Origin of the sequence: Thiolapillus sp. (assembly GCF_048562965.1) — a bacterium.
Classification (GTDB): domain Bacteria; phylum Pseudomonadota; class Gammaproteobacteria; order Chromatiales; family Chromatiaceae; genus Thiolapillus; species Thiolapillus brandeum_A.
Genome location: NZ_JBHNMF010000001.1, coordinates 1 through 23,606, shown reverse-complemented (window position 1 = coordinate 23,606; position 23,606 = coordinate 1). Strand labels below are relative to the sequence as shown.

Annotated in this window: 26 protein-coding genes and 2 pseudogenes; 25 read left to right on the top strand and 3 right to left on the bottom strand. The window is 55.9% G+C overall.

Annotated features, from left to right (window positions below; genetic code table 11):
* Positions 1 to 146: 146 nt before the first annotated feature.
* The 19 genes from ACOCD2_RS00140 (at position 147) to ACOCD2_RS00050 (ending at position 18,820) form a co-directional block, all read left to right on the top strand.
* Positions 147 to 530 (top strand): DotD/TraH family lipoprotein, encoded by a 384-nt coding sequence (locus ACOCD2_RS00140; protein ID WP_293643899.1) that lies wholly within the window; start codon positions 147 to 149, stop codon positions 528 to 530.
* Positions 530 to 1,330, top strand: a complete 801-nt coding sequence (locus tag ACOCD2_RS00135; RefSeq protein WP_293643943.1) for a type IV secretory system conjugative DNA transfer family protein — start codon at positions 530 to 532, stop codon at positions 1,328 to 1,330. Before ACOCD2_RS00140 ends, ACOCD2_RS00135 begins: the two co-directional genes overlap by 1 nt.
* Positions 1,288 to 2,436 (top strand): type IV pilus twitching motility protein PilT, encoded by a 1,149-nt coding sequence (locus tag ACOCD2_RS00130; RefSeq protein WP_293643901.1) that lies wholly within the window; start codon positions 1,288 to 1,290, stop codon positions 2,434 to 2,436. Before ACOCD2_RS00135 ends, ACOCD2_RS00130 begins: the two co-directional genes overlap by 43 nt.
* Complete coding sequence (gene icmT / locus ACOCD2_RS00125; protein WP_293725380.1) at positions 2,433 to 2,723, top strand: IcmT/TraK family protein; 291 nt, start codon at positions 2,433 to 2,435, stop codon at positions 2,721 to 2,723. Before ACOCD2_RS00130 ends, icmT begins: the two co-directional genes overlap by 4 nt.
* A complete protein-coding gene (locus ACOCD2_RS00120) occupies positions 2,720 to 3,553 on the top strand; it encodes a TcpQ domain-containing protein (RefSeq protein ID WP_293643903.1) in 834 nt (277 codons plus the stop codon). The genes icmT and ACOCD2_RS00120 overlap by 4 nt, the downstream gene beginning before the upstream one ends.
* A complete protein-coding gene (locus tag ACOCD2_RS00115; protein ID WP_293652301.1) occupies positions 3,550 to 5,067 on the top strand; it encodes a secretin N-terminal domain-containing protein in 1,518 nt (505 codons plus the stop codon). Before ACOCD2_RS00120 ends, ACOCD2_RS00115 begins: the two co-directional genes overlap by 4 nt.
* Positions 5,068 to 5,069: 2 nt before the next feature.
* Positions 5,070 to 6,446 (top strand): type 4b pilus protein PilO2, encoded by a 1,377-nt coding sequence (pilO2, locus tag ACOCD2_RS00110; RefSeq protein WP_293643907.1) that lies wholly within the window; start codon positions 5,070 to 5,072, stop codon positions 6,444 to 6,446.
* Positions 6,447 to 6,462: 16 nt separating this feature from the next.
* Entirely contained in the window at positions 6,463 to 6,939 is a 477-nt protein-coding gene (locus tag ACOCD2_RS00105) for a hypothetical protein (RefSeq protein ID WP_293643909.1), read from the top strand.
* Positions 6,940 to 6,953: 14 nt separating this feature from the next.
* On the top strand, positions 6,954 to 8,636 hold the full coding sequence (locus ACOCD2_RS00100) for a GspE/PulE family protein (RefSeq protein WP_293643911.1): 1,683 nt from the start codon (positions 6,954 to 6,956) through the stop codon (positions 8,634 to 8,636).
* The gene (locus ACOCD2_RS00095; protein WP_293643913.1) at positions 8,636 to 9,697 is read left to right on the top strand and encodes a type II secretion system F family protein; all 1,062 of its coding nucleotides are present in this window, start codon (positions 8,636 to 8,638) and stop codon (positions 9,695 to 9,697) included. The genes ACOCD2_RS00100 and ACOCD2_RS00095 overlap by 1 nt, the downstream gene beginning before the upstream one ends.
* Entirely contained in the window at positions 9,697 to 10,221 is a 525-nt protein-coding gene (locus ACOCD2_RS00090) for a type II secretion system protein (protein WP_293643915.1), read from the top strand. Before ACOCD2_RS00095 ends, ACOCD2_RS00090 begins: the two co-directional genes overlap by 1 nt.
* Positions 10,222 to 10,281: 60 nt before the next feature.
* Positions 10,282 to 10,836, top strand: coding sequence for a type 4 pilus major pilin (locus ACOCD2_RS00085; protein ID WP_293643917.1), 555 nt, complete (start codon positions 10,282 to 10,284; stop codon positions 10,834 to 10,836).
* Positions 10,837 to 11,023: 187 nt separating this feature from the next.
* Positions 11,024 to 11,800, top strand: coding sequence for an ATPase, T2SS/T4P/T4SS family (locus ACOCD2_RS00080; protein WP_368857447.1), 777 nt, complete (start codon positions 11,024 to 11,026; stop codon positions 11,798 to 11,800).
* 80 nt (positions 11,801 to 11,880) lie between these two features.
* The gene (locus ACOCD2_RS00075; protein ID WP_293643921.1) at positions 11,881 to 12,393 is read left to right on the top strand and encodes a type 4 pilus major pilin; all 513 of its coding nucleotides are present in this window, start codon (positions 11,881 to 11,883) and stop codon (positions 12,391 to 12,393) included.
* Between the two features lie 12 nt (positions 12,394 to 12,405).
* Positions 12,406 to 12,933, top strand: a complete 528-nt coding sequence (locus ACOCD2_RS00070) for a type II secretion system protein (protein WP_293643923.1) — start codon at positions 12,406 to 12,408, stop codon at positions 12,931 to 12,933.
* A 2-nt stretch (positions 12,934 to 12,935) separates the two neighbouring features.
* On the top strand, positions 12,936 to 14,480 hold the full coding sequence (locus tag ACOCD2_RS00065) for a hypothetical protein (protein ID WP_293643925.1): 1,545 nt from the start codon (positions 12,936 to 12,938) through the stop codon (positions 14,478 to 14,480).
* 97 nt (positions 14,481 to 14,577) lie between these two features.
* Entirely contained in the window at positions 14,578 to 15,126 is a 549-nt protein-coding gene (locus tag ACOCD2_RS00060; RefSeq protein WP_293643927.1) for a transglycosylase SLT domain-containing protein, read from the top strand.
* Positions 15,127 to 15,132: 6 nt separating this feature from the next.
* A complete protein-coding gene (locus ACOCD2_RS00055; protein ID WP_293643929.1) occupies positions 15,133 to 15,798 on the top strand; it encodes a DotI/IcmL family type IV secretion protein in 666 nt (221 codons plus the stop codon).
* A gap of 55 nt (positions 15,799 to 15,853) precedes the next feature.
* The gene (locus ACOCD2_RS00050) at positions 15,854 to 18,820 is read left to right on the top strand and encodes a hypothetical protein (RefSeq protein ID WP_293643931.1); all 2,967 of its coding nucleotides are present in this window, start codon (positions 15,854 to 15,856) and stop codon (positions 18,818 to 18,820) included.
* On the opposite strand, the gene ACOCD2_RS00045 is transcribed toward ACOCD2_RS00050, so the two are convergent.
* A complete protein-coding gene (locus tag ACOCD2_RS00045; protein WP_293643945.1) occupies positions 18,762 to 20,072 on the bottom strand; it encodes a hypothetical protein in 1,311 nt (436 codons plus the stop codon). The genes ACOCD2_RS00050 and ACOCD2_RS00045 overlap by 59 nt on opposite strands.
* 159 nt (positions 20,073 to 20,231) lie before the next feature.
* Positions 20,232 to 20,336, bottom strand: a pseudogene (locus ACOCD2_RS00040) (RNA-guided endonuclease TnpB family protein); the annotation flags it as partial.
* Between the two features lie 63 nt (positions 20,337 to 20,399).
* Between ACOCD2_RS00040 and ACOCD2_RS00035 the strand changes: the two are divergent.
* Positions 20,400 to 20,546: pseudogene (locus ACOCD2_RS00035) on the top strand (transposase); the annotation flags it as partial.
* A gap of 127 nt (positions 20,547 to 20,673) precedes the next feature.
* Here the strand turns inward: ACOCD2_RS00035 and ACOCD2_RS00030 are convergent.
* Entirely contained in the window at positions 20,674 to 21,093 is a 420-nt protein-coding gene (locus ACOCD2_RS00030) for a hypothetical protein (protein ID WP_293643933.1), read from the bottom strand.
* Positions 21,094 to 21,426: 333 nt separating this feature from the next.
* Here ACOCD2_RS00030 and ACOCD2_RS00025 point away from each other — a divergent pair, with 333 nt between their 5' ends.
* From ACOCD2_RS00025 to ACOCD2_RS00005, 5 genes are all read left to right on the top strand, one after another.
* Positions 21,427 to 21,576: a hypothetical protein gene (locus ACOCD2_RS00025; RefSeq protein ID WP_293652302.1), complete on the top strand. Its 150-nt coding sequence runs from the start codon at positions 21,427 to 21,429 to the stop codon at positions 21,574 to 21,576.
* A gap of 14 nt (positions 21,577 to 21,590) precedes the next feature.
* Positions 21,591 to 22,106 (top strand): hypothetical protein, encoded by a 516-nt coding sequence (locus ACOCD2_RS00020; RefSeq protein WP_293643937.1) that lies wholly within the window; start codon positions 21,591 to 21,593, stop codon positions 22,104 to 22,106.
* The gene (locus ACOCD2_RS00015) at positions 22,106 to 22,894 is read left to right on the top strand and encodes a hypothetical protein (protein WP_293643939.1); all 789 of its coding nucleotides are present in this window, start codon (positions 22,106 to 22,108) and stop codon (positions 22,892 to 22,894) included. The genes ACOCD2_RS00020 and ACOCD2_RS00015 overlap by 1 nt, the downstream gene beginning before the upstream one ends.
* A gap of 21 nt (positions 22,895 to 22,915) precedes the next feature.
* Entirely contained in the window at positions 22,916 to 23,338 is a 423-nt protein-coding gene (locus ACOCD2_RS00010) for a hypothetical protein (RefSeq protein ID WP_293643941.1), read from the top strand.
* Between the two features lie 15 nt (positions 23,339 to 23,353).
* Positions 23,354 to 23,606: hypothetical protein (locus ACOCD2_RS00005; protein WP_293652303.1), on the top strand; the 253-nt coding region annotated here is incomplete at its 3' end.

The window sequence follows — 23,606 nt, the reverse complement described above, 5'->3', positions numbered from 1 at the left end:
AAGCAGGTGCTGATGCACCAGCGTTAACCATTAATGCGGCACACGCAATTATGAGCAATACAGTGAAATGGGCGTCGATAATCGCGTTCTCAATCCTTCTGGGGGCATGCAACAGTAACCCGCCAAAGGAGGCTACCCTGGATCCGGTGCTTAACAGCATTGAAAACAGCGCTAAACGAGTCAGTGAAGCGATGCTGCTGGTGTCGCAGGTTGAATACGCATCGGCCAAGAAAAAGCCTCGTATTGCCAAAGCGCACCGATGGAAGGGGGTTTTAGCGAAAAAGGTGGCCGTTCCCAGCGGGGTATACACGCTAGAGGCTATCGTGGACGAAGTAGCCCGCAAGGTGGGGTATCGCATGCACACCACAGGGACGCCACCGGCAAACCCGGTCACGGTCATCGTGGATGCACGGGACGCACCAGTGGGCGACATCCTGGAGAACATAGGGTGGCAGGCGGGTAACAGTGTTGGCGTTCTTGTGGATGAGGCACAGAAGGCAGTGAAGATCGTGTATGAGGGCCACAAGTGATGATGCCCGCTGATATCCCGCCGCCCGCTGTGGACTACCATCAGAGCGCCGAATATCAGCAGGTGATCAGCCTGCCCGCCACCGTGCCGCACCGTGAGCAAAAGCGTGGGACAGAGGATCTGGTGCCGACAAAAATCCGCCTGGACGCTATACGAGAGGCGGCAGAAACCCTGGGAGTACAGGCGGGGCTTGCGTACCGCTACGAAAAGATCACGAGTGTACTCAATGGGCAGGCACAGAATCTGGAGCGCATCTATGACTTCCGTCTGGTCATGATTGGTGAGCGGGTATTGCCACCGATTTATACAGAGAGCCGGGCGGGGTGGTCAAAAAAGGGGCGCACCAAGGCCGTATATAACGCGGTGACCTATGAGGTGATTCAGCCGGCGGCCATTGTGTCCCGACCGCCCAACTGGAGAGATTACCTGCTGAAGCGCTTTCCCGTGAAGCTGGAGATCCCCCCCGCACTGGTGCCGGAAAACCGCGCCGAGCAGCAGGCATGGACCGTGGGGGTGGAAAGGGGCTGGCAGGCCGGTATGAGGCAAGCGAATCACCTGTTTAGGTTGGGGTTGGCGCGACTGGAGCGTGATCTGGTCGGCGCGGCCCGCTACCACCTACTGGTGAGGCAGGGCATCGTCAAGAAGGTCTTGGTGCAAGAGGCGCCAGGGCAGGTGATCATCGAGGGCAACGTGTTGTCGGTGGATCAAAAGTTTACACAGCTAACCCGTGACGCAAGTTATCAGAAGGAGGTAGGAAAGTGGGAACCGCTAGTGATCTCACCTATCCCGACGAACCGTTAAGCGCCTGGGATCTGGATGCCGTCAACCCGTTGCTGGTGTGGGCGGTGGAGCAGGGGTTTTCGGATATCACCTTGCGGCCGAAGTCGCCGGTGAGAGGGCGCCTGCATGGGCGCTGGTATGCGATCACCCGGCGGCCGCTGATGCCGGACGAGGTAAGTAATGTCGCCAACCAGCTGACCCGTGATGCCTCGGCGTCCGCTAAGGCGCACTCAGGATCACCGACAGACTTCGCCTACGAGGTGCAGGCGGGACGGGGAAGGTTCGTGCGATTTCGGGGCAACCTGTCTGGGTGTGTGTCCGGGTGGGATTCAGGCTCGGAGGTCATTCTGAGAATGATTCCCGGGCGCCCCCCTACGCCAGCAGAACTGGGGATCGACAGCGAGATGTTGCAGAAACTGGAGCCCGACACGGGGCTGGTGTTGTTTTCCGGCACTACCGGGTCGGGCAAAAGCACCTCAATAGCGGCGGTTCTAAAGAATATTCTGCGTTATCGCCGTGTGAATATGCAGACCATTGAAGACCCGGTGGAGTTCAGTCTGCGGGAGGACGCTGATGATGTTGGGTTTTGTACACAGCACGAGGTTCCCGCGCACTACCAGAATTTTGGCGTCGCGTTGAGAAACATGGTCAGAAAAGCGCCTGATGTGGTTCTGGTGGGCGAGATGCGCGACCGGGAAACCATGCAAAACGGGTTGCACCTGGCGAATGCCGGGGCGGTTGTGTACAGCACCCTGCATGCTGATTCGGTACCGCAGACGCTGGCGCAGATCGTGAACCGATTTGACTACAGTGAGCGGGCAGGAGTCTGGGCGCAGCTTACGCCCGCGACCCGCACGGTGGTCTACCAGAAGTTGGAGCCTTGTGAACAGGGTGGGCGGTTGTGTATCCGCGAATGGCTGGAGGTGACACCGGATGTGCGCCGGGAGTTGCAGGGCGCGGAGGTCAAGAACATCGTGCGTGTAACGCAAGAAATGCTAGAAGCATCAGGGCGTCCGCTGATAGCAGACGCCAAGGAAAAGCTGGAAGGCGGACTGATCAGTGAAGAGACGTACACCCGCATCACGCAAGAGCGGATGCATCAGGACAGGAGAGGCAGAGCGGCATGAATGAGTGGCATTGGCGAGACACCGCGCTTCGCCCGCGCATATTGTTTTTTGATGCGCTAACGGCAGCGCCGCTACTGGCGCTGGTGCTCCATTGGGATATGAGGCTTGTGTATGCCACGGTATTCCTAATGGTTTCCTCCACGATACTGGACATGCTGGGGTTGAGCATTCCGGTTTTGTGGTCGCTCTTCAAAAGAACCGTAGTGGGAAGATATCGCCCGCCCCTGAGCATGCGTCGCTACAGCAGATATGTCCCCGTAACCCTACCCATTAGAGAGTACAAATGAAAAAACAGAGCGGAAAGAAACTGAAACTGGCCGTAGTCCTGGTGGGCCTGGTGGCTGCACAGGGGAGTCAGGCCTATTTTTCGGTAGAGGAAATGCCAAAGCCCAAGCCGGTGCCTGTGAGTGCTGGTGGGTTTATGGATTACGGGTATCCCCTGCAGCAGATAGGTACGGGATACCCGGGCAAGCCGGTTGAGGGCTATGGCAACCAAAATGAGCTGCGGGATGCGTTCGCATTGATCGCGCCGGAAGGATGGCGGCTGATCACGCCGGATCGCACGGTGCGCAAAGACAAGGTGGACTGGAAGGGGGGCAAAACTTGGTTGTCCATTCTGGAAGACCTGGGTGCCAGGAACCGCCTTTACTTCGTGGTTGATTGGTCTGGAAAGCAGGTTATGGCAACCCGCAAGAAGCCCAACCGGGAACTGATTGAAAGCAATCTGAAGCAGACAAAGAAGGCGAAAGCCGCTCAGGAAAAGGTGTCCCCAAAGAACAAGAAAAGCACCGCAAGGGTGGTGAACGGGGTGCCTGTTCCCAAAATGGCGAGCGCCAAGGCGAGCAAAAGCGGTTACCACGCCTACCGCCTGGAAAAAGGCAAGACCATACGGGAGAACTTGCAGCGCTGGTGCGACGCGGAAGGGTGGACCCTGGTGTGGTCGGCTTCGGTGGACTATCCGGTAATAGCGTCGGCCACCTATACCGCCAAAAGGGTGGATGTGGCGGCCAGTCAGCTGGCGCAAACATTGAAGCATGCCAAGGCCCCCCTGAGTTTCCGGGCATCTACCAACAAGGTGCTTCGGGTAATGGGTGGGCAGGAATGGAGTCAACGATGAGGATGATAAGCAAACGTATTGGATATGGAATACTGGTTGCAGTATTGTTTATGCTGAACGCCTGCAGCAGTGTTCAGACCGTCGAAAAAAGCAGCCTGCACCATGGGCAGACGAAAACAGATGCGAAGGCAGCCCTGGAGCGCCACCGACAGGTGGATGACGTAACATTTCGTTCAAGTACGGTTCCAGATGTGGTCGGGGATCCCATCTCCTTATATAAAGGAGAACGGCTACCTCGAGTGTTCAAGGCCAACTATGAGATGAGGGTGTCCAGGGCAACCAGTCTCCCCGAGTTGGCCCAGCGCATTACCCGGTTGTCAGGCATTCCGGTCATCATTTCTGATGACATAAAAGACGTAAAGCCGTTCTCGTTTCCTTTTAAGGGGAACCTTGTATTCCTGATGGATGTGCTGTCCTCCCGGGCGAAGGCCGGTTGGGAGTACAAAGGGGGCGTCATCAACATGCATCGATACACCACCGAGGTGTATTACCTGCATTCGCTACCGGGAAGTGCGGAGTATACGCATGAGTTGTCATCCACTTCCACAGGCGAGGGGGAGACTGATGGCGGCGGCACGGATACAAAAGGTGGATCGTCATCAAAGGTGACCGCCAAGGCCGACCTGTGGAAGTCTGTGCAAAGCACGATTGAAAGCATGTTGTCAAAGGATGGCCACGTGGTGGTTAATGAGGCCAGCGGTGCTATTGCTGTAACCGATACAGCGGCGGTGCATCGTCGGGTCAACGCTTATATCGAGGGGGAGAACCGGCGGTTGCATCGCCAGGTAGTGGTGGACGTTCAGGTATTGGCCTATCAATCGAAGGATAGCGCCGAGCATGGCGTGAACTGGGACATGATTTACAAGAACTCCAATTTTGGTGTGTCCCTAGTCAACAATATACTTTCCAGCCAGAATGCGGGCAATCTGAGCTTTCAGGTCATTGATGGAGGCTGGGCAGGATCGTCAGCGGTGCTCTCTGCGCTGGATGCCGTAGGACATATTGCTTTGGTCACATCAGCCCCGGTCACCACCATATCAAACCAGACGGCCAATCTGATTGTGGCTGACGAGCAATCGTATGTGTCGGAAATCAAGTCCAACCTGGTGGCGAACGCTGGCACTTCGCAAGAGGTCAAACAAGATGTAGTGAGTACGGGGCTGGGGTTGTCCCTGACGCCGCATGTGCTCACGGATCGGCGCTTGGTGCTCCAGATGGAGGTAAACCTGACAGCGTTGCAGGGGTTCGATGAGACGGTTGTGGGCAACCCGCTCAACGGGGTCACGCTGAAATCACCAAACCAGACCCGCCGTTCCTTCATGCAGCGAGTGTTGCTCAACAGTGGTCAGACATTGGTTCTGTCCGGGTTCGAGAACAATTTATCGCTACTCAACAAAGCGGGCATCTTTGGTCGAGGCGCGTGGATGGCCGGGGGGCAGCGTAAAGCAGAGTACAGTGATACCACCCTGGTTCTGTTGGTTACCCCAAAGATCATCAATGAGGGTATCGAATAGCAATGGACAGCAAAGAACCCTTTGTCGTTGAATTTGCCGGGCTGGCTGTGCTCGCGGGCCTGAACTGGGAGGACGCGAGCACAGCCAGTCGTGGCGGCGCTAAGGCAGCAGTACGGGCGGCGATCAAGGAGCGAGGCAAGGGTAAAGTCCTGTTGCAGGTCGATAGCAACAAGGAGCGGGCGGCGTTTGTATTCGTGCCCGCCGGAACGCCATGGCTGAAGGCAACCCGAATAGCAGGAGCCGCGTGGATAGCAAACTCCTATGCAAAAGCGGATTTCCCGGTCGCTTATTTTTACCCGGTAGCCCCAGAAGAAGAGGATATGTGGTGGCTGGTGGGGGCAAATGGCGGCGTAGTGATCACCGGCATGGATGTGGTGGGGACACTGGATGAATGCTTGGCGGTGTACCAGGAAACCTATTCACTGGGTATAGATTTTCGGGTTGTCGCCCCGGAACCGCTGCACAAGCATTTCGACACGGCCGCACACATACGCGCCGCCGACATTGTAGAAGGTACGCCACACCCCATGATTGGAGGGGGAGATGGCGACGCGAGCCCCCTGTTGTTGCTGGCTGCAGGCGCCGTGGCAATCCTGGCGATGGGGGGCGGGTGGTGGGCCTATAACGCCTATATTAAGCAGCCCCCCCCGAAATCCCAGCCACCGGGGCCGCCGATCAGCGAAATCGAGGCGCACAACAATCAAGAGAAGCGCCGGGCGGTCGAGGCCGCTATCAAACGGATATACACCACCACGTCAGCAGATGACTTGTTATCGGTATGTATGGAGCGCGCCAAAAGTATTGGCTGGAAGCCTCCAGGCTGGAAGCTCAAGGACATATCCTGCAAAAGCACATCGCTAACGGCCCGGTATACCAAGGAGCGATACGGAACCTACCAGGGGTTGTCCCTATATCTGGGGGTGTCCCCCAATGGCCCCGAACTGTCACTGGATATCTCTCGGCGTGATGCGGGTTACACCCAGCCGATAACGGGGTTGAGGAGGCGTTCAGTAAAGGGAGGGGTGCCGGATTTGCCGGATCTGGCGTTCTACGTGAACAATGTGTTGCCTGGGTTGGAAAAGGCCAAAGCAACCATGCCTGTGCATACGCAGGTGACAAAGGCAAAACCGATTACCGTGCCCTACAACGGCTGGAACGCCAATGGTAAAGAAACGCCGATGGTGTCGAAACCGGCCTACAAGGAAGGCGTGATCAAGGTCAGCGGCGAAAACCTGGTGCGTCTGCCGTATGCCATCCGTCTTATCAGTTACCCAGAAATCCGAATTAATGAAATCAGGTTCACCCCGGGAAGCGCCGGGATGAACTGGACCGTGGAGAGCAACTATGTACTGCAACCCAAAACCAAAAAGAACAAGTAAGCCCGTATTCCTGGCGATGGCGCTGATGGCGGCGGCCCTGCTGGGAGCGCCTGAATCGCAGGCAGTGGATTTGGGGGAGGCCAATGAATGCCTCGAACTGAAAACGCAGGCCGAGCGGGAGGCGTGCCTGCGCATGTATATCGACCAGGTAAAACTGCTGAACGAACTCAGGCAGGAAATCGGGGAAGACAAGCCGAAGGCAGAGGAAGAAACGGAGGTTACCTATGATCTACCGCAACCCATTGGCATCTACAGCGGCCCCAAAACACCGCTGTATATCGAATTTGCGTACAGGGGCGGGGTGATCACGGGGCAGAAAGGGGACCTACTGGTGTCGGGATGGCGAATAAAAGAGGTTAGCAAGACATCTGTTGTGCTGTCCCGTAGGGACAAAGATGTGGTGCTGGGATACGGCGGCGAAGAAAGCAGCGGTAGTGCGGGCACCCCGATTATGCCGCCTGTTCCGCCGATGCAGCCCGTGGTTAAACGGTAACAGGAGGAACCACAATGAAACAGGCACCAGCGACCGAAAGAGGCGTCATCCAATACTACCGAGAACTGCCAGAACATGAGGATGTTGTGGTGATCAGGCAGATATCGGAAAAGCTGTTAACGCATGCGGCGCTATTGCGGAATGGCACGTTGCTGTTCTTGCTGGAATCCCACAGGCAGCAACTGACCTCGAATGAGGTACTGGCGATCAAAGGGTGGGCGCGGGACAAGGGCTTCATGATTGTCGGCCGAATGAGGGTAACAAAAGAGATCATTGATGACTTGAATAATGAGCGACGTGAGCAGGAACGCGAAGGCGAACCCGACCGCGAGATGACGGGAATGGAACAGTGGTTTGACCAGCTGGTGAAGGTGGGGTTGAAAAAGGGCGCGTCGGATATGCACGTTACCGTGACCCCACGGGCATCAAAAATCGAGTACCGCGTTCACGGGTCACTCGCGTTGCACGATAAATACCCGGAAGACAAGCTCAAGGCGTTGTGCCGAACGGCGTACAACTCCATGGCGGAGGGCGATACAAAGGACACGATTTTCGACGAAAAGAATGAGCAATCGGCGCAGATCGTGCGTCGCATCGGCAATACAGAAGTGATGTTGCGCTATCAATCCATGACCAATTACCCGTCAGGATTTGATGTGACCTTGCGGCTGTTGCCGATCAATCGGGATGCCGAGTATGTCCCCCTGGAGAAGCTGGGGTATGCCGCATCGCACGTTCGTGTGCTGGAGCTGGCTACATCAAAAAAGAGTGGTGCCATCATCATAGCCGGGGAAACAGGGTCTGGTAAATCCACAACCCTGCAGAACATGATCAAGGCGTACATAAAGGTCACCGGTGGGCGAAAGAAGGTGCGTACCATCGAAGACCCGGTGGAGTATGTCATCCCTGGAGCGGCCCAAACGTCCGTGACTCGGCGGCGAGGGGCGGACAATGATAAAGGGGCACCCAATCCGTTCAATGCAGCCATTCGGGCATCAATGCGGGCGGATCCGGACCTCATCATGGTGGGCGAGGTGCGTGATGAGGAGTCAGCATCGCTCCTGGAAAAACAGATCCAGTCCGGCCACAAGGTAATGACAACCGTTCACGCCTCATCGGCCATAGGAATTATTGCCCGCTTGGTTACCATAGGATTTAAGCGAGAAACATTGGCTTCGCCCAATACCATTTCGGCGCTTGTGCATCAGACGCTGGTGCCCACACTTTGTCCGCACTGCAAGGTGCCCATAAGAGAGGGAAAGAAGAGAGGGTTGATCAGCGAAAGCCTATGGGAGCGTGTGGCAACGGTTGTGCCGGACGAAGAGTTTGAGGTGGCGATGGAGCAAATGCATGTTGAGAACCCGGAAGGCTGTGAGCGTTGCGATCACATGGGCATCAACGGCCGCACGGTTTGTGCGGAGGTCATATACCCGGACAAAAAAATGCTCGAATACATTGCGCGCGGCGAAGATATGGCGGCAGAAAACCACTGGCGCAGCAATAGCGCGGATGAATTGGCGGGATATGGGCGTACGGCGTTTGATCACGCATTGCTCAAAATGATGCAGGGCATTGTTTCACCTACCCATGTTGAAGAGATGTTTGGCAACCTGAACCTCCAAGAAGTGTTGGCTGACCACATCCTGGAAGCAAAAGAGGTAGAAGGTATTGTTACAAACGGGATGTTCGCCAGTTAATGAACACGCTTCAGCACAAACTGTATCGCAAGCTGTTTGGTGCAACCACGCGGTTGTCGCTGTACGAGAAATTGGCGGATTACCTTGACGATGAGGTTTCATTGGTAGAAACGCTGGAGAAGTTTCAACAGCGCTTCGCCAAGCGAAAGGATTATCGTGCCGCGATCATAGGTGAGTGGTTGAACGGTATCCGCAACGGCCGGAACTTCCAGACAGTAATGATGGGCTGGGTGCCCCCCTCCGAACGCATGCTGATAGCGGGGGGGGAGGAATCCGGGCACTTGGCTGGCGGGTTACGAGAGGCCATGTATGCAACGGAGGCAAGTCGGCGTATCCGAAAGGCCATAGTGGCCGCGTTGATCGGTCCGTTTTTTCTGTTGATGGCGTTTGCAGGGTTACTGGCAGGGCTGTCTATGAACCTGGTGCCCATTTTGGAAAAGATGCTGCCGGTGGAAAAGTGGCCGGGGCATTCCCAGGTTTATCGCATCATGGCCAACACAGTAAAAGACGATGGGATCGTAATCGCTGTTGTCATTATCGCGTTGTTCGCCGTGGCGGTAGCATCAATGCCCCGGATCAGGCGAGGCCGCTTGCGTAGCATGCTGGATCGCATCCCCCCTTACAGCCTGTACAGAACGGTGAACTCAGCCTCTTTTCTCGTATCCATGGCCTCGCAGCTGAGTTCCGGGGTTCCGGTAGAGGACAGCATACGGAACATAAATCGGCTTGCCACGACTTGGATGCGTTCGCATACCCAGGAAATGCTACGCCGGTTGGCGCAAGGGATGAAGCCTGGGGTTGCGACGGATACGGGGCTGCTTGATGAGGAAATGGCAGATGATGTAATGGCCTATTCCGAAACATCGAACTTCTCCAATGCTATCGCCAAGTTGGGGCGGCGCACGGTAGAGCGCACCATAAACCGGGTGACAGTGATCTCTAATGTGGTCAAAGTGATTGCGTTGTTACTTCTGGGTAGCCTGATCATCTGGACCATCTTTTCGTTTGGCGGCGTCATATTGGCGCTGTCGGATTCCATCAGCCGGACCTGGGTGATGTAATGAAACAAAAAGGATTCACTATTATTGAATTGCTTCTAAGCATCACCGTAATAGCTGCTGCGGTAACGGTGCTTGTTTCTGCAAACTACTGGAACGCAGATCTTCGCAAAGCGCGGACGTTTGCGGAACAGATAGACGATACGGCGACACGCATCAGGAACGCCGTGCTCCCCCTGGCGGGCGATTACCAGCACGTCAGTAACAACATGGCAATCAGCATGGGGCTTGTGGCAGATGATTGGATCAAGCTCCCAGGGCCAGTCTTGATGAGCCCATGGAATGGTGCAATCACCTATAACCCAGCCAATGTCGTTAATCCCAATGATGCATTCGATATGCAGATCGACGGTATGCGCACCCGTGCCTGCCTGAGATTGACAGAGATACTGATTGAGCGGGCCACAAGGGTTAGCATACGGGGAATGTGGGTAAAAACCCCAAACATAGCGCCACCCACCATAGCACTCATCACCAACCAATGCACATCACCGTTACCCGTAACAGTGGTGTACACCTTACAGTAGTTGGAAAATGCCACATTTTATCAAATCTGTAAACTACTGTAAAACAAAGAGGAAATGAAAATGTCAATCAAAACCAAAAACAATCATCGTCAGCTCAAGCGCCAGGATGGTCTGACCATCATCGAGTTGCTGATCGGTATCGCCGCCATTGCGGCCTTTATTACGGCTGTGCTGCATGGGTATGCCACCTATAAGACCGGCCAGAGGGTGAAGGACCACACGGAGGACCTGGTGCAGATCAGCACCGCGGTAGAGAACGCATTTATGGCGGTGGATCGTTCTTATAACAACGTCTCCACAGCTTCAGTGGTCGCCGGTCGCGTGATTCCCGAAACCATGATTCGTGCGGGTGTGCCTTACAATCCCTGGGGCGGCACCGTGACATTTGCGCCGGCCACAATCACTACGGCCGGTGACGCCTTCACCATAACCAGCAACTCTGTGCCTGCCGAGGCGTGCCAGCGTCTGGCGGAGAAACTTGCCGCCTCCTTCAAGATCCTTGATATCGGCGGAACGGTCATCAAGGACGAAACAGCCGGCGATCCCGCTACCGCAACGGAAATCCAGGCCAACTGCGGCGCGGGCGTGACGGCTGTCACGGTTACCTACCAATAAAATTACGAAGAAACCGCTGCCGATGGAGATAACGGACTGGTATTTGCCGGAAAAAGATCCGGCGTCAGGACATGTTTTCATCGGCGGTAAACCACAGGTCTTGAGTGCTGATCAGCAGTCGCAGGCTAAACTGCTGGTTCAGCATTGCAAAGAAAGTCATCAGGAACGCCCCGCAAGGCGGGGATGGATGGCTACCATTGCAGGAACGACCTACCGGGTCCAGCGGATACCGGAGCAACTAGATGGCACAGCCATCTATGCGTTGCGTTGCATAGATGACCGGTCGCGCAATCTGGTAGACCTGGGCATGTCGCCCAGGGTGGCGGAACTGCTCAATACGCCAACGCTCAAAGACGGCATAGTGCTGGTCACCGGATCCACCGGTTCAGGCAAGACCACAACCGCCGCAACGATGATTGCTGAACGACTGCGCAACCATGGCGGGTTCGCTATCACTATTGAGGATCCTATAGAGCACCTGCTGGGCGGCTATTATCCGGACAGCGGTGGGCTTTGCTACCAGGTGTGCCTGGATGCGGAGAATGATGATTTTGCCCCAGCAATACGGGAGGCCTTGCGCTCCGCGCCCGCCATGGTGCAGCCCATGCTCCTGATAGGCGAGGTCAGAGGAAACGAAGGGGCGGCCGAATTAATCCGTGCCGGCGCGAGTGGCTACCTGGTGGTGAGTACCATACACGGCGCAAGCATACCAGATGCCATACGGCGTCTTATCGCTATATCACAGACAAAAGAGGCGGCAGATATGGCGGCGGCCGCATTGCGGCTGGTGATCCATCAGGAAATAACGCACCACAGGCTGAAGACAACCGTGCTGTATGTAAATACACCGGGAATCCAGTCAAAGATACGGACGGGAAAACTCGAATCGTTGACATCGGACATGCAATACCAGGCAACGCAACTTCGGCTGGAACGCTCATTGATTCATCCACCACCACAATGAGCGCGCCCAGGAATCTGGTTGATGCAAAAAAGGAAGTGTGGTAATAGGATATAAAATACTATTGTAACCGGAGAGGAAATATGAAAACCCAACGAGGCTTCACAATGACCGAAATGGTTATTGCCCTGGCTGTATTTGTCGCCGCGACCACGGTGACCTTGACAGGGTATGCTGCCTACGACCGGGAGAGAACCCGGCAGATGCTGGAAAACCAAGTGTTGACGCTATCGAGAATGATAGAAGAGACGTTCTATCCGGGCAATGGATATACCTATGTCGGCATCAGTAACGCAACACTGCTGGCGTCTGGTCTGGTGCCGGATGACATGATAAAAAGCGGGGCCATACGGAACGTGTACGGGGGCAACGTGACGGTCGGTGCCAGTAACCCCGCCCAGTATTTTGTTGCCATGAGCAACATTCCCGCGGACTCATGCAAAAAACTGGTGTCCCAGATCAAAGGAAAATACGAGCGGGCCACCATCAACGGGCAGGTGATCCTGTTGACGGGCGTGGTGAACCCCAACACGGTAGCGACCGCCTGTGATCTGGGCGGCCCCATGGCGGGGGTAGGGTTAACCGGTAAACGGTGATAGGAGACGGATATGTATAAAAAAAGGATGCGCGGCTTCACGCTTATGGAGTCACTTATTGCGCTGGCGGTAGCCGGAGCGGGTATAGCTCTTGTGGCGACGGGTGCGGAAGATGCCCGTCAGGCGCGGCTGGTGGACAAGGCAGTGGCAAACATACGGTATATGCAACAGAAAGCCAAAGAAACCTGGTTTGAATCGCATCAATACAGCTATCTAGGTATCAATGCATCCGCAGCAATGGACGCAGGGATCGTGCCCGAGGAAATGAAGAATGGCGCATCCATCAAGAACGTATTTGGCGGAGGCGTGGATCTGTTCCCGGTGGGGGGCAACAGTGCCGTACTGGCGATCCGGGCCACGAATGTCCCCCAGTGGGCATGTGAGCGCATTGTGACGGGAGTCGCCATGAATAACCCATGGGTCAAGGTTAATGCCGCTTGGCTGCGCACCCCTTTGCTGAACGTCAACGGAATCCCCTCCAGCCTGGTGACAACAAATTGTGCGCCTGCTACCAACACCATAGAAGTATACGGAGGCTGAAAATGACGCATATTAAACAGATGCGTGGTTATATGCTGGCGGGAACGCTGGTGGCACTGGCCATCGCAGCAGCTGCTGCGGTAGTGGTCATGCGCATCAACGCGCAGCGTGAAAAGCAAACCCTCTTGGACACTATGGTACAACTCCAAGCTGATCAGGCCAGCCGGTTCTATCGTGCGGTAGAGCAGTATGTTAAAGATAACAGCGCGGGCTGGCCCGTGGATACCCCACAGACCATACAGGCCAGTGATCTGATCGCAGACGGCCTGTTACCAACAGGGTGGAGCGCAAGAACCCCTTTCCATTCCTTCCTGGAAGCCCGGGGCGAGCGTGCCACCATCGGCACGTCAGTAGAAAAGGTCTTTGTGGTGTATGAACAATCACCGCAAGGCGTGGTGGAACTCTATGATTCGCTGGGAATTGGTAGGACGGGCACGGAAAAGGCGGCTATCAAACGAAAGATCGCCATGGCCTATCAGGACAAGAAGATCCTGGGGGCAGTGGTGCCCGCCAATACCGATACCGCCAATGGCGTGGGCGAGAGCTATACCAAGGTGCTGACAGGGTTGCTGGCGGTGGCAACGGCGGACCAGGTGGTGGCGATGCATGGATTTCCGGATCTTGCGGAATACGAGCCACAGCCGCCCGGGGGTGGCGGGGGCAGTGGTAACGGAATAGGGGAGAACGGCACCCACGGTGAAACATCATGGACATCCCCAGGATATTACACCTACACGGTTCCTGATGAAGTGGGCTATTACAAGCTGCAGATACGCGGTGGTCGTGGGGGGGATGGTGATAACCACGGCTCACACGGCAGCGGCGGCGGTACAGCCACGGGAGGGTTCCCCGTCAGCTCGGGATACACCGTGCATATTCTGGTGGGCGCGAATGGCGGTACGCCCTGCAGGTTCCATTGCGCCGGCAGCGGCGGGGGGAGAACGGCAGTGTGGGTCACCGCAGATGATGGAACAAGCCAGGTAATAGCGGTGGTCGGCGGCGGCGCAGGGGGGTGTGCCCATGCGTATTCAGGTGGGTTTGTTGACTCGTGTACGGGGAACAATGATGTTGTTTACGAACAGGAGCGCACAGGCGAGGGCTGTCCGGACTACTGGCGTTACCATGGGCGCGCCAGGGTACTGGGGGGAGGAGGGCAGCCAGGGCAGCCGGGAGCCGATGGCCAGCAGGAATCGCCGGTGAGCTGCACACCGGGTTTTTTCTCTTATTCCGCCGTGCGTTCCGGGGAAGGCGGCGGCCTTGACATCACCTCGGTGTCCGGGGGCGCCGTCGGTGGGCGCGGTGTTGATATGGTCGGGCAGGGCTTTTATTCGCCCACCTATGGTGGTGGCGGGGGGGGCAGTAAAAATGCGGTACGGTCCGGATCTTGTGTCGAGCAAACCAGCCGCGGTGTGTACGGGGGTGGCGGGGGCGGCTGGGAAGGCGGCGCCAGTGGTGCCGGCGGTACGGCATATTGCCCCGGGATAGAGCCAGATGCGCAGCCCCTCGGAGAGAATGTAGGTGGGGCTTTCGTAAAACTCCTATGGTAAGCAGCTCGTTGTTCCCACAAAAAGCTGCCGCTCATATGGCGGTTTTTTTGTGGGCGGGGGGCACAGGAAATAAGGGGGGGGGCGGTACACTAAAGGCATGCAAAGAATCCGTAGAGAACTTGTTTTCGCTTTGGTGGAAGGGCTATGGCTGCAAGTCGCGGCAGCATCGCCACCGGCCTTCCAGGAGATAGGTAAAAAGCAGGGCATTCCTGGGGATGTGCTCTATGCCCTGGCGTTGACAGAAAGCGGGCGGGCTCTGAAAGGCCGGCGGCAAATAGTGCCCTGGCCCTGGACATTGAATATTGCCGGGAAAAGCCATTACTACAACTCCAAAAAAGCGGCCTGTTCCGCTTTGAAGCAGGCGGTGGAGGATGGTAAACAGGTGGATGCCGGGTTCATGCAGGTGAACTGGTATCACAACGGCAGGCACATGGTAAAAGCGCCCTGTGATCTGTTGTCCCCCTGGAAGAACATCACGTTGGGTGCTCGCATACTCGCACGGGAACGGCGGGAAAACGGCGGCAGCCTGTTTCGGGCAATCGGCACCTATCATACCGGATCGGAAAATACGCCTGAAAGAGCCAAACGGGCCATGCGCTACCGGCTGCGTGTGGCGAAGCACTACTCATCCCTCAAGAAAAAGTGAGAAATCATGCCTGAAGAGAACAACATCAAACCCATAAGCTATGAACCGCCGGCAACCGCATTGGTGGGCACAACCGTTTGGTATCGGAAAATGCTTATCACGACCATCGGTTTGTGTCTGCTGCTTGCTATTGGCATTGTCGGTGTCCTGCTCTATGGCAATCTGACCTACCTGTTCAGTCGCCCGGAACCCAAAATCATCGGCATGACACCGGAGCTACAGGTTATCGATATTCGCCCAATGAACGAACCGATAGTGACGCCCAACGCTGTCTCAGAATGGGCAACGCGAGCCATAATGGACGCGCTGGACATCGATGCCGTGCATTGGAAGCAGGATCTCGGGCGCTCCCGGGGATACTTTGATGACAAAGCGTTTGCGGCGTTCGTTGTGGGCCTGGAGAAGAAAGCCAAGATATTGCCGTTCGTCCGGGAGAACAGCCTGACCATGCTGGCCTCCCCAACAGAAGCCGCAGCAGTGGTCAATAGTGGTGTGGACGGGGGCGTTTATTTTTGGAAGATCCGGATGAAGCTGTTGGTAACGTATCAAGGCGTGAAAGGCAGTATCCCCTCACAAAGACTGGAACTGGTCATCACGGTAAAGCGGGCAGATACCCGGCGGTATCCAGCCGGGCTGAAAATCGTCCAAGTGTTGACCAAAAACCTGTATTGAGGGGAAGAAGATGGGGCGGAAAAGCTTTCGGTTTACAGAAGGATTGGTGAACCTGTTGTGGGACATCAGTCGGGCCATGGGTGCGCACAGTGCGCATTATTGTGATCTTGAAACGATTGAGGATGAATATACTATTGCATCCGGCGACGGCAGCCTGATGACGCTGATACGGGTACGCGGGCTGCTGCAGATACCTGGCAAGGGAGAGTACAACAAGATTATCGATTTGTTGACAACGACACTGAAGACGGCGTTCAGCAAGCCCGGTCACCACTTGCAAATCAGTGCCCGTTACGACCCGGAAGGGAATGGCGTAGGCGAAGGGATGCAGCCCCTGTTTGATACCGCCCGGCGACTGGGTGTAGAAGAGGCGGGGATGGGCGTGCTGAAAGACTGGAAGCAATCCCTGGCCAAATACATATCGAACGAGGATGTGCTGATCGCCCTGTGGAGCACTCCACGCCTGCTGCCTGGCGCTGTCGCAAGGACAGCGGGGCATAGACAGAAAAAGCGCGTACAACGCTCAACGGCGTGGACTAAAACCGATGGTATGCAAATGGCCGCGGGTATGCGGGAAATCGCGCACACCCATCAGGCGGTAAGCAATTCTATTGTGGATGCCCTGAGTGCGGGCGGCGTAATGGCCGAACGGCTCTCAATAGGTGAGGCGACACAGAAAATACGCGGTAGCCTTTTCCCGATATCCGGGGAGTGGGCGCCTGTAACAGGGGTGAAAAAATATCCCTCTGGCGCCGGGGAAAATCGGTACTTGAATGAAACCAGTATCGGCGCCTGGGCGGCCCCTTCATTGGCGGAACAGATGGTCGCCGGTGGTGCGCGCTACCATGGTTTATCCATGGTGGAGGTGGGTGGAAAGCTGTATGCGCCCGTGGACGTTAAACTGGCCCCCCAGGAACCGGAACCTTTCAACAACCTGTTTCGGCGGCTGATGAACAAACGCATGCCGTATGCGTTATCCATTCGGATAGACAGCGGCGGGGAATATTGGTGGGCCGCAGTAAAACGCGGGGTGACAGCCATACTGCGGCTCACATCGCCTGACTCAAAACGTATCAGTGCGGCTTATGCCGGCATGGGGGAATACGCCAAATCCGGTGCTCGGGTAGGGCTTCAGATTACCGCAACAACCTGGGTGGATAACGATGATTCACCGGAAACCACCCAGGAAATATTGCGGCGGCAAAGGGAATTGATCGAGGTGATCCAGGGATGGGGAAGTTCAGATGCCCATGAAACGTATGGGGATCCGCTGTTTACCTTGTTTTCCACCATGCCCGGGTGGACAGGCCAATGTCCTGCGCCGATTGCGCTGGCACCATTGCCGGATGCACTGGTAATGGCGCCATTTTTCAGGCCGACAATGCCGTGGAAACAGGGTACGCTGATGTGGCGCACCCCAGATGGCCGGGCAATGCCCTATGCGCAAGGGTCCACTCGGCAAACATCATGGGTTGATCTGGGTATTGCCCCGATGGGGTACGGAAAGTCGGTTACCCTGAGCACCATCAACCTGGCATTCTGTCTGGCCGCGGGTCTGAATGATCTCGGTTTGCTCTCCGTTACCGATATTGGTCCTAGTTCCCGGGGGGTGGTGCGGGTGCTGCAGGCGCTTTTGCCCAAAGATCGTTTTCATTGGGCGGTATATCACCGTCTGCGTATGGTGCCTGAGCACTCGGTCAATGTGTTTGACACCCCTCTTGGGTGCCGGAAGCCGTTGCCAAATCACCGCTTTTACTTGCGAAATCTCCTCACTCTATTGGCCACACCCATAGGAGAAAGCCGCCCCTATGACGGGGTGTCAGGTATTGCTTCCGCCTGTATCGATGCCGCATACGATGCGTATGCCGATGGCGCGGGAGCCAAGCCCTATGTGAGAAGCATCTGCCAGGATGTGGATGCCGTGGTGGACGGGCTCAACCTCTTGGTCGATCAGCACGCCACCTGGTGGGAGATCGTTGATCAACTGTTTGATGCGGGTTATCAGCACGAGGCGGGGATGGCGCAACGCTACGCGGTTCCCACATTGGGAGAGGTGGCAGGATTCGCCAGAAATGACAAGGTAACCGGCACCTATGGCCAGGCGATCAATGGTCAGAAGGTAACAGAAATCTTCTGGCAGTCCCTTATGGACGCCATCAGGGCTTACCCGATCATGAAGGAGCCGACCCGCCTGGATCTGTCGGATGCCCGGGTAATCGCTCTGGATATCGAAGAGGTAGCGCCACGCGGAACAGAAGATGCCAACCGTCAGACGGCGGTCATGTTTATGTTGTCCAGGCATATCACCGCATCACGGTTCTTCGAGATGCCGGATGACGTGATTCTGATGCCGGAAAAATATCGGGAGTACCACCAGGCTCGTATAGAGCGGATGCGAGAGGTGCCTAAGCGCCTGTCATGGGATGAGTTTCACCGGGCATCACAGAATCAGGCGGTTGCCGATCAGGTGGTAGGAGATGTGGAAACATCAATCCGTGAATCAAGAAAATGGAATCTGCATATTGGCCTGTATTCCCAAAACATTGGCGACTTTCCGCCGGTGCTTTTGAGTCTGGCGACCAGTATTTCTGTGTTGGGTGCAGGAACAGAAAAGGATGTTGGGATTATTGGTGAAGAACTGGGGCTGACCGAAGGGGCAGTACAGGCGATACGGTCACTGCGCAAACCCGGTAGATCAGGGGCGTCCTTCCTGGCGTATTACAGAACGTCTGATGGGGTGATCACCCATAAGTTGATGAACACCTTGGGTCCACAGCTTTTGTGGGCGTTCTCAACCACCACCGAAGATGTGGCTGTACGTGACAAGCTGGCCAATGCGGTAGGATACCTCCCCGCATTGGCGCTGCTGGCCAGAAACTATCCGGGCGGCGTGAAGCGCCGCATAGAGGTGCTGAATGAGCTGGCAGAAAGCCGTGGTGTTGATATGGAAACCTACAGCCCTGTCAATGAGGTGGTTGATGAGTTGGCAAACAGTGCGCAGGCAAGGCGTTACGCAGCCTGACCGCCTGCGCAAAGCAGCGGTGATCAGGCCACGTCCTTTTTTTTTTATCGGCGCCAACGGAGGAATCAGCCGCCTTTCTAGCTTTGGCTTCTTTGGCCATCCGGGCGTTGACCCCTACGCCGCCATGAGCCCAGGAACACCTGGGCGTTTTCAGTAGCCCCATAAAGTCTCCAAAACCCCGGGCATTGGCTTCGTCATTCAGAATATCCCAATACATCTGGACGCCTTCTATGACGCCGTAACGCTGGATGGCGTTATGGATGAAGGTGATCAGCCTGTCGCAGGTGGCGGTATGGCGGGCACCGACAAACCACTGTTTACCTTGTTGTCGGCTTACACCACAAAGCACCCCAAAAAGTTCAGCTGGCGGGATATCCAGTTTGGTAATGGCAGGCATTACTGTTGTAGATAGCGCCCCGAATATTACAGGGACGATCTCGCTGATGGGCGGCGCGCTCGGCAGCGGCATCAGGTGAGGGTTCCTTCGCACCAGATTTGCAATGATGACCCGCGTACGGCTGGTCACTGGCTTCTCCGGGGTTAGTTTGTTCATGTTCATCAGCTGAACCGCGGATGCGTGGAACAACCACGACATCACCTGGTTCGTGTACCCCATATTCTCACGCATGTCATACAGATCCCGGTTGGTCATGGGAACAGTATCACTGGGTGGCCAGCGGCGACGAAACAGGACTTCTGCAAACCCGTTGGGGTAACCGTGTTCTTTTGCCAGCGTGTCCAGTATCTCAAGGTACACCTCCAGCCCTTCTTTGCCGTGCTCCTGAATCAGGTTCCGCACCATGATAAAGAGCGGCCCGGTTATAGAAGACACCGGGGTGGTCCCATGACCCCATTTTATGCCCTGTCCTGCGTTGACCCCAAACAAGAGTCCGAAGCTCCCCATGTTGAGTGCTTCGCCATCAATCAGGCGCTTTTTCATGGGGCTGTTGTGAAGCATAGCGCGCGCGCTGCCCTTAAAAAGGGTTTTGATTACATCGCGCCAATGCGCGGACACCATTCTGTACATTTCCTTGACCCCTGGAGGCTCAGGAAGCGGGGACAGCTCTGGATGCTTTATAAGAAACCGGATAAGCAGCGCCCGCTGCGGCGGGTTAACCGGATCATTGCTGTTCTTCTTGATCGCGTGCGTTACGGGCTGGTTCAGCCCCAAAAGCCACCAGAAGTCGATATTGAGAAGATTCAGGTTGTGCCTCAAATCCAGCAGTTCCTTGTTCAGAATTAGATTGGTCATGGTTTGCCTATTTCGCTCACGTTGTGTGCTTTTGACATCCTCACTCGCCCTGAAGGGCGAGGATTCCTCCATCGAGACGGGGATGCCCCCCGCGGCAAGGATATTTAATGCCGCGTTGATGTCGCGGTCGTGTTCGGCTCCGCACTCCGAACATATCCAATGCCTTATTCCAAGGGCTGTTCTACCTTTCGGACTGCTGTCGGGCTTCGCCCTACAGCACGAACAGACCTGGGTGGAGTAGGCTTCGTTGACTTCCTCAAACACCCCTGACCGCGCTATCGCTTTGTATTTCAGTTGTGTCTTGAGCTGATGCCAGCCGGCATCCAACTGCGCAAACGCTATCCGCACATCAAAACCCACTGGATCGGAAAGAAAGGCCACCTCTGGTCGCCTTCGTACTTTGCCGGTTCCGTGGGCGGTGCCCCCATCAAGGTGCTGAAGCAGTACATCGAACAACAACAAACCCCTCAATAATCGCCTACCGGCGATACGTTATCCTTCCCCTCCCTGAAGGAAGGGGCTTGTCGCGCTTTTTGGTCAAGGTAATTATAGAAGCTATTACTCCTGTGGGCTAGGTGAATTATATTACTCATAGACCCGCTTAATGGCTGGGTGGTGAAGGGGCCTGTTTTTGAGCTGCCCCGCCGTTCTGGCGTTGTGACACAACTTGTTGCAGAGATTCCGCCAGCCCATCAGACGGCCCGACCGCAGCGATCTCTCCAGGACGGGGCATGCCGGTGCTGTTTCTCATGTCCTGTACCAGCTGGGCCATTTCCGGGAAGGAACCAGACACATCAACGGCATCAGTAACAGCTTGGGCGGCTGAATAAAGATCCCCGCCCAGTGCTTCTCCAATATTCTCCAGCAGATTGGACACATCGCCTATGAAGGCCATTCCCTTGCCTTTATCGCTTTGCGAAAAGGCGTTGAGGGTATCCACCCATCCTTCTGATTTGGATGCTGTGGGGGGGGGGACGGGATCGCCGGCCATATTCAGTATTGTTGGGGGGGCCATAGCCATAGTGAGTTCTCCTTGATTGGTAGCGCGAACTTGTAACATTCGCTAAATTTTGGTATATAGTATCCGATAAGAACCACTTAGGCAAATAGCAACATGCGGATAACCGAATGCCCTGAATCACTGGACGCGATGTTTTCTTCGCGTGAACCCTGGGTAAAAATGGGGGCCCCCAGCCTGAAGAAGATGGGCCAAGAGTTGGTGCGGGCTCTTGGCCAATTGGGTCCCGATGACAGGAAAGCAGCGCCATTGGTAGCGGACGCCTTGAAGGCATCTTGTTATTTGCCGGCCTCAAGTGCTTGCGGGGTATACCAGACGTTAGCGGAACTGAACCTGTTGAAAAGCCCTCTGGACGAGGGCGCCCCAGAATCCAACGCAGTGAAAGCCAGGCTGCGGGTGCTGGCAACCCTGGGTTACCTGTTGGATGTCTTTTCAAAAGAGAACCGGGAATACCTGAAGGAAGCACTCGTGGATTGGCGATCATGAGGGCGCCGGCACTCATGCTGCTGTGCCTGTGGGTAACAGGCAGCGCGCAAGCGGTGGTGCTGAATAATACTCACCCACCACACCCCCAAGCGGACTCTGGCGCAGGATGTAACCCGGCTGTGATCGAGCGGGTGGAGAACAGCTTCAACTACAACAATGCCCGGGCGGAAACGATCTATGAGGAAATCGTAAGCAAGGGGGTTAAATTGCCTTCCGATCTGGCCGGAGGCAGTGCGTGCATTGATGCGTTGGGCAATCTTCCTGATTTTACGGCGGGGTTTTCGTTGCCCGGGCTTGATGACATCATCGAAGAATTGATTGCCGCCGCCTGTGCGGTCATCAATGACACGATAGCAGGAGCCATTGACCGGTTTACCGGCAGCCTGGAAAAATTTGTGGATCTCCCGTTCATTCCCGGGTATTCAGTGAATGGTTTTAACGTCAATGTCGATGGCGACGTAACCCTGTCCACCGCCCTGAATCGTTGGCAGACCGAAATTCAGGCCAACGACCTTATGAGGATATTCTGATGGCAACCCCCAACCTGTTTGGCCTGAAGGCCGCGCTTAAAGAGGATAATACGCGGGATGCGCCGCCAACGGGTGAAGCGGGGGGGGGCGCCTCTGTGTCTACCTCAGCGCCCGTTGTTGAGGTGTCAGCGCAACAAGAAGAGACGAAAGAAAAGCCGCGGGAAGAGAAACAAAAAAGCGCACCTGCGCCACTGTACGGTGGCGGGGAAGACGTGGAGCCAGGTGCTGATCCTGTGACGGAGGATGAGCCTCCGGTGCCTGCTCGTGAGTTTTCCGTGTTGTCAGAAAATCTCCTTGACGCCGTAATCCGGGGGGGGGAGACAACTCGTGCCGTAGGTTTTCTGGCGCAACGCCGCGCTATGCGAGCCCGTAAGGCCATACACACCAAGCTGCGCCACCTTGACGAGGCTCTGGATGATTTCCAGGTATCCGTAGACAACCTGATGAAGGCCAGAAAAGGGCCACAGGATTTGGAGCTGTCGGAATTATACTATGAAAGGGTGTCCGCAAATATGGCGACCGCTGAACGGGAGTTGCGGCAGGTATCTGCCTGTATTGACGGAGCGGGGGGGGATGCCGCCCCTGTTTTGAAGGAATACCAGGATTTTTTTCGGGAACAGAACGCCCGAATAGAACGGGAAGTGATCAACGACCCAAAGACAGCGGATGAAAAAATGCTGGCAACCAAGCTGGCCGAGCAGATACGGAAGCGCGTGGAACGCATGATTGAAATGGTAATGCGCCTAATCGTGAAATCTCCTGCTCGCAGTGCCGCCCAAAAAATGTAAATGATCAAGGAGATAACACTAATGATGTATCAAACCCTTACCAAAAATCATGCTTTTGAATGGCCGTCTGCCGGCACAATGTTCCGGAGGGGGCTGTGCTATTTGGCTGTCGCCATAGCCATTATGATCGTGTTCGCCGGATTTGTTGGCACTGCCGAGGCGGCAGATGGTGTGTCGAAAGTGGTGGGCAACCTCGCAGGGGAGGCGAAAAGCTCCTACGATGGGATTAAGGTTGTGGTGGGCTTGATCGGCTTCTTGATGGTGGTGGGCGCGTTGATCATGTTTGCCACGCATCGCCAGGGAAAATCCCTCGCCACACCTATCCTGCTGCTGCTGTTCGGTGGCGCCATGCTGGCGGCCCCCTTTATCGCCAGCATCTCGGGTGGAACAACAGCGGGTGATCAGGCCAAGACGGTGGATCAACTGCTGGGCAGTGGCGGCTAAGGCACCTACGCGCTGATGGCCAGCCCTCCCACTCCACCCCCCATCGGGGGCATTGATCCCGTCACCATCGAGGCGGCAACGGATGTACTGGGCAGCACCGATCCCACCAAGGATGTTTCCGTGGGGGTGTTGGAGAAGATCTTTGGTTCGGGCTGGTGGGATTACCTGAACCTGCATGGCCAGTTGGGTGATGGCGGGTCATCCGCGCTGTTCGGGGTGTTCACCGAGCACGGACAGGCGGCCGCCACGGTCATCGGCGCTGTTTTCT

What these genes read in the sequence shown, in the direction of transcription:
- ACOCD2_RS00135 (WP_293643943.1), top strand. Translation starts at nt 530, where the DNA reads ATGATGCCCGCTGATATCCCGCCGCCCGCTGTGGACTACCATCAGAGC.
- icmT (WP_293725380.1), top strand. Translation starts at nt 2,433, where the DNA reads ATGAATGAGTGGCATTGGCGAGACACCGCGCTTCGCCCGCGCATATTG.
- ACOCD2_RS00120 (WP_293643903.1), top strand. Translation starts at nt 2,720, where the DNA reads ATGAAAAAACAGAGCGGAAAGAAACTGAAACTGGCCGTAGTCCTGGTG.
- ACOCD2_RS00115 (WP_293652301.1), top strand. Translation starts at nt 3,550, where the DNA reads ATGAGGATGATAAGCAAACGTATTGGATATGGAATACTGGTTGCAGTA.
- pilO2 (WP_293643907.1), top strand. Translation starts at nt 5,070, where the DNA reads ATGGACAGCAAAGAACCCTTTGTCGTTGAATTTGCCGGGCTGGCTGTG.
- ACOCD2_RS00105 (WP_293643909.1), top strand. Translation starts at nt 6,463, where the DNA reads ATGGCGCTGATGGCGGCGGCCCTGCTGGGAGCGCCTGAATCGCAGGCA.
- ACOCD2_RS00100 (WP_293643911.1), top strand. Translation starts at nt 6,954, where the DNA reads ATGAAACAGGCACCAGCGACCGAAAGAGGCGTCATCCAATACTACCGA.
- ACOCD2_RS00095 (WP_293643913.1), top strand. Translation starts at nt 8,636, where the DNA reads ATGAACACGCTTCAGCACAAACTGTATCGCAAGCTGTTTGGTGCAACC.
- ACOCD2_RS00090 (WP_293643915.1), top strand. Translation starts at nt 9,697, where the DNA reads ATGAAACAAAAAGGATTCACTATTATTGAATTGCTTCTAAGCATCACC.
- ACOCD2_RS00085 (WP_293643917.1), top strand. Translation starts at nt 10,282, where the DNA reads ATGTCAATCAAAACCAAAAACAATCATCGTCAGCTCAAGCGCCAGGAT.
- ACOCD2_RS00080 (WP_368857447.1), top strand. Translation starts at nt 11,024, where the DNA reads ATGGCTACCATTGCAGGAACGACCTACCGGGTCCAGCGGATACCGGAG.
- ACOCD2_RS00075 (WP_293643921.1), top strand. Translation starts at nt 11,881, where the DNA reads ATGAAAACCCAACGAGGCTTCACAATGACCGAAATGGTTATTGCCCTG.
- ACOCD2_RS00070 (WP_293643923.1), top strand. Translation starts at nt 12,406, where the DNA reads ATGTATAAAAAAAGGATGCGCGGCTTCACGCTTATGGAGTCACTTATT.
- ACOCD2_RS00065 (WP_293643925.1), top strand. Translation starts at nt 12,936, where the DNA reads ATGACGCATATTAAACAGATGCGTGGTTATATGCTGGCGGGAACGCTG.
- ACOCD2_RS00060 (WP_293643927.1), top strand. Translation starts at nt 14,578, where the DNA reads ATGCAAAGAATCCGTAGAGAACTTGTTTTCGCTTTGGTGGAAGGGCTA.
- ACOCD2_RS00055 (WP_293643929.1), top strand. Translation starts at nt 15,133, where the DNA reads ATGCCTGAAGAGAACAACATCAAACCCATAAGCTATGAACCGCCGGCA.
- ACOCD2_RS00045 (WP_293643945.1), bottom strand. Translation starts at nt 20,072, where the DNA reads ATGACCAATCTAATTCTGAACAAGGAACTGCTGGATTTGAGGCACAAC.
- ACOCD2_RS00030 (WP_293643933.1), bottom strand. Translation starts at nt 21,093, where the DNA reads ATGGCTATGGCCCCCCCAACAATACTGAATATGGCCGGCGATCCCGTC.
- ACOCD2_RS00020 (WP_293643937.1), top strand. Translation starts at nt 21,591, where the DNA reads ATGCTGCTGTGCCTGTGGGTAACAGGCAGCGCGCAAGCGGTGGTGCTG.
- ACOCD2_RS00015 (WP_293643939.1), top strand. Translation starts at nt 22,106, where the DNA reads ATGGCAACCCCCAACCTGTTTGGCCTGAAGGCCGCGCTTAAAGAGGAT.
- ACOCD2_RS00010 (WP_293643941.1), top strand. Translation starts at nt 22,916, where the DNA reads ATGATGTATCAAACCCTTACCAAAAATCATGCTTTTGAATGGCCGTCT.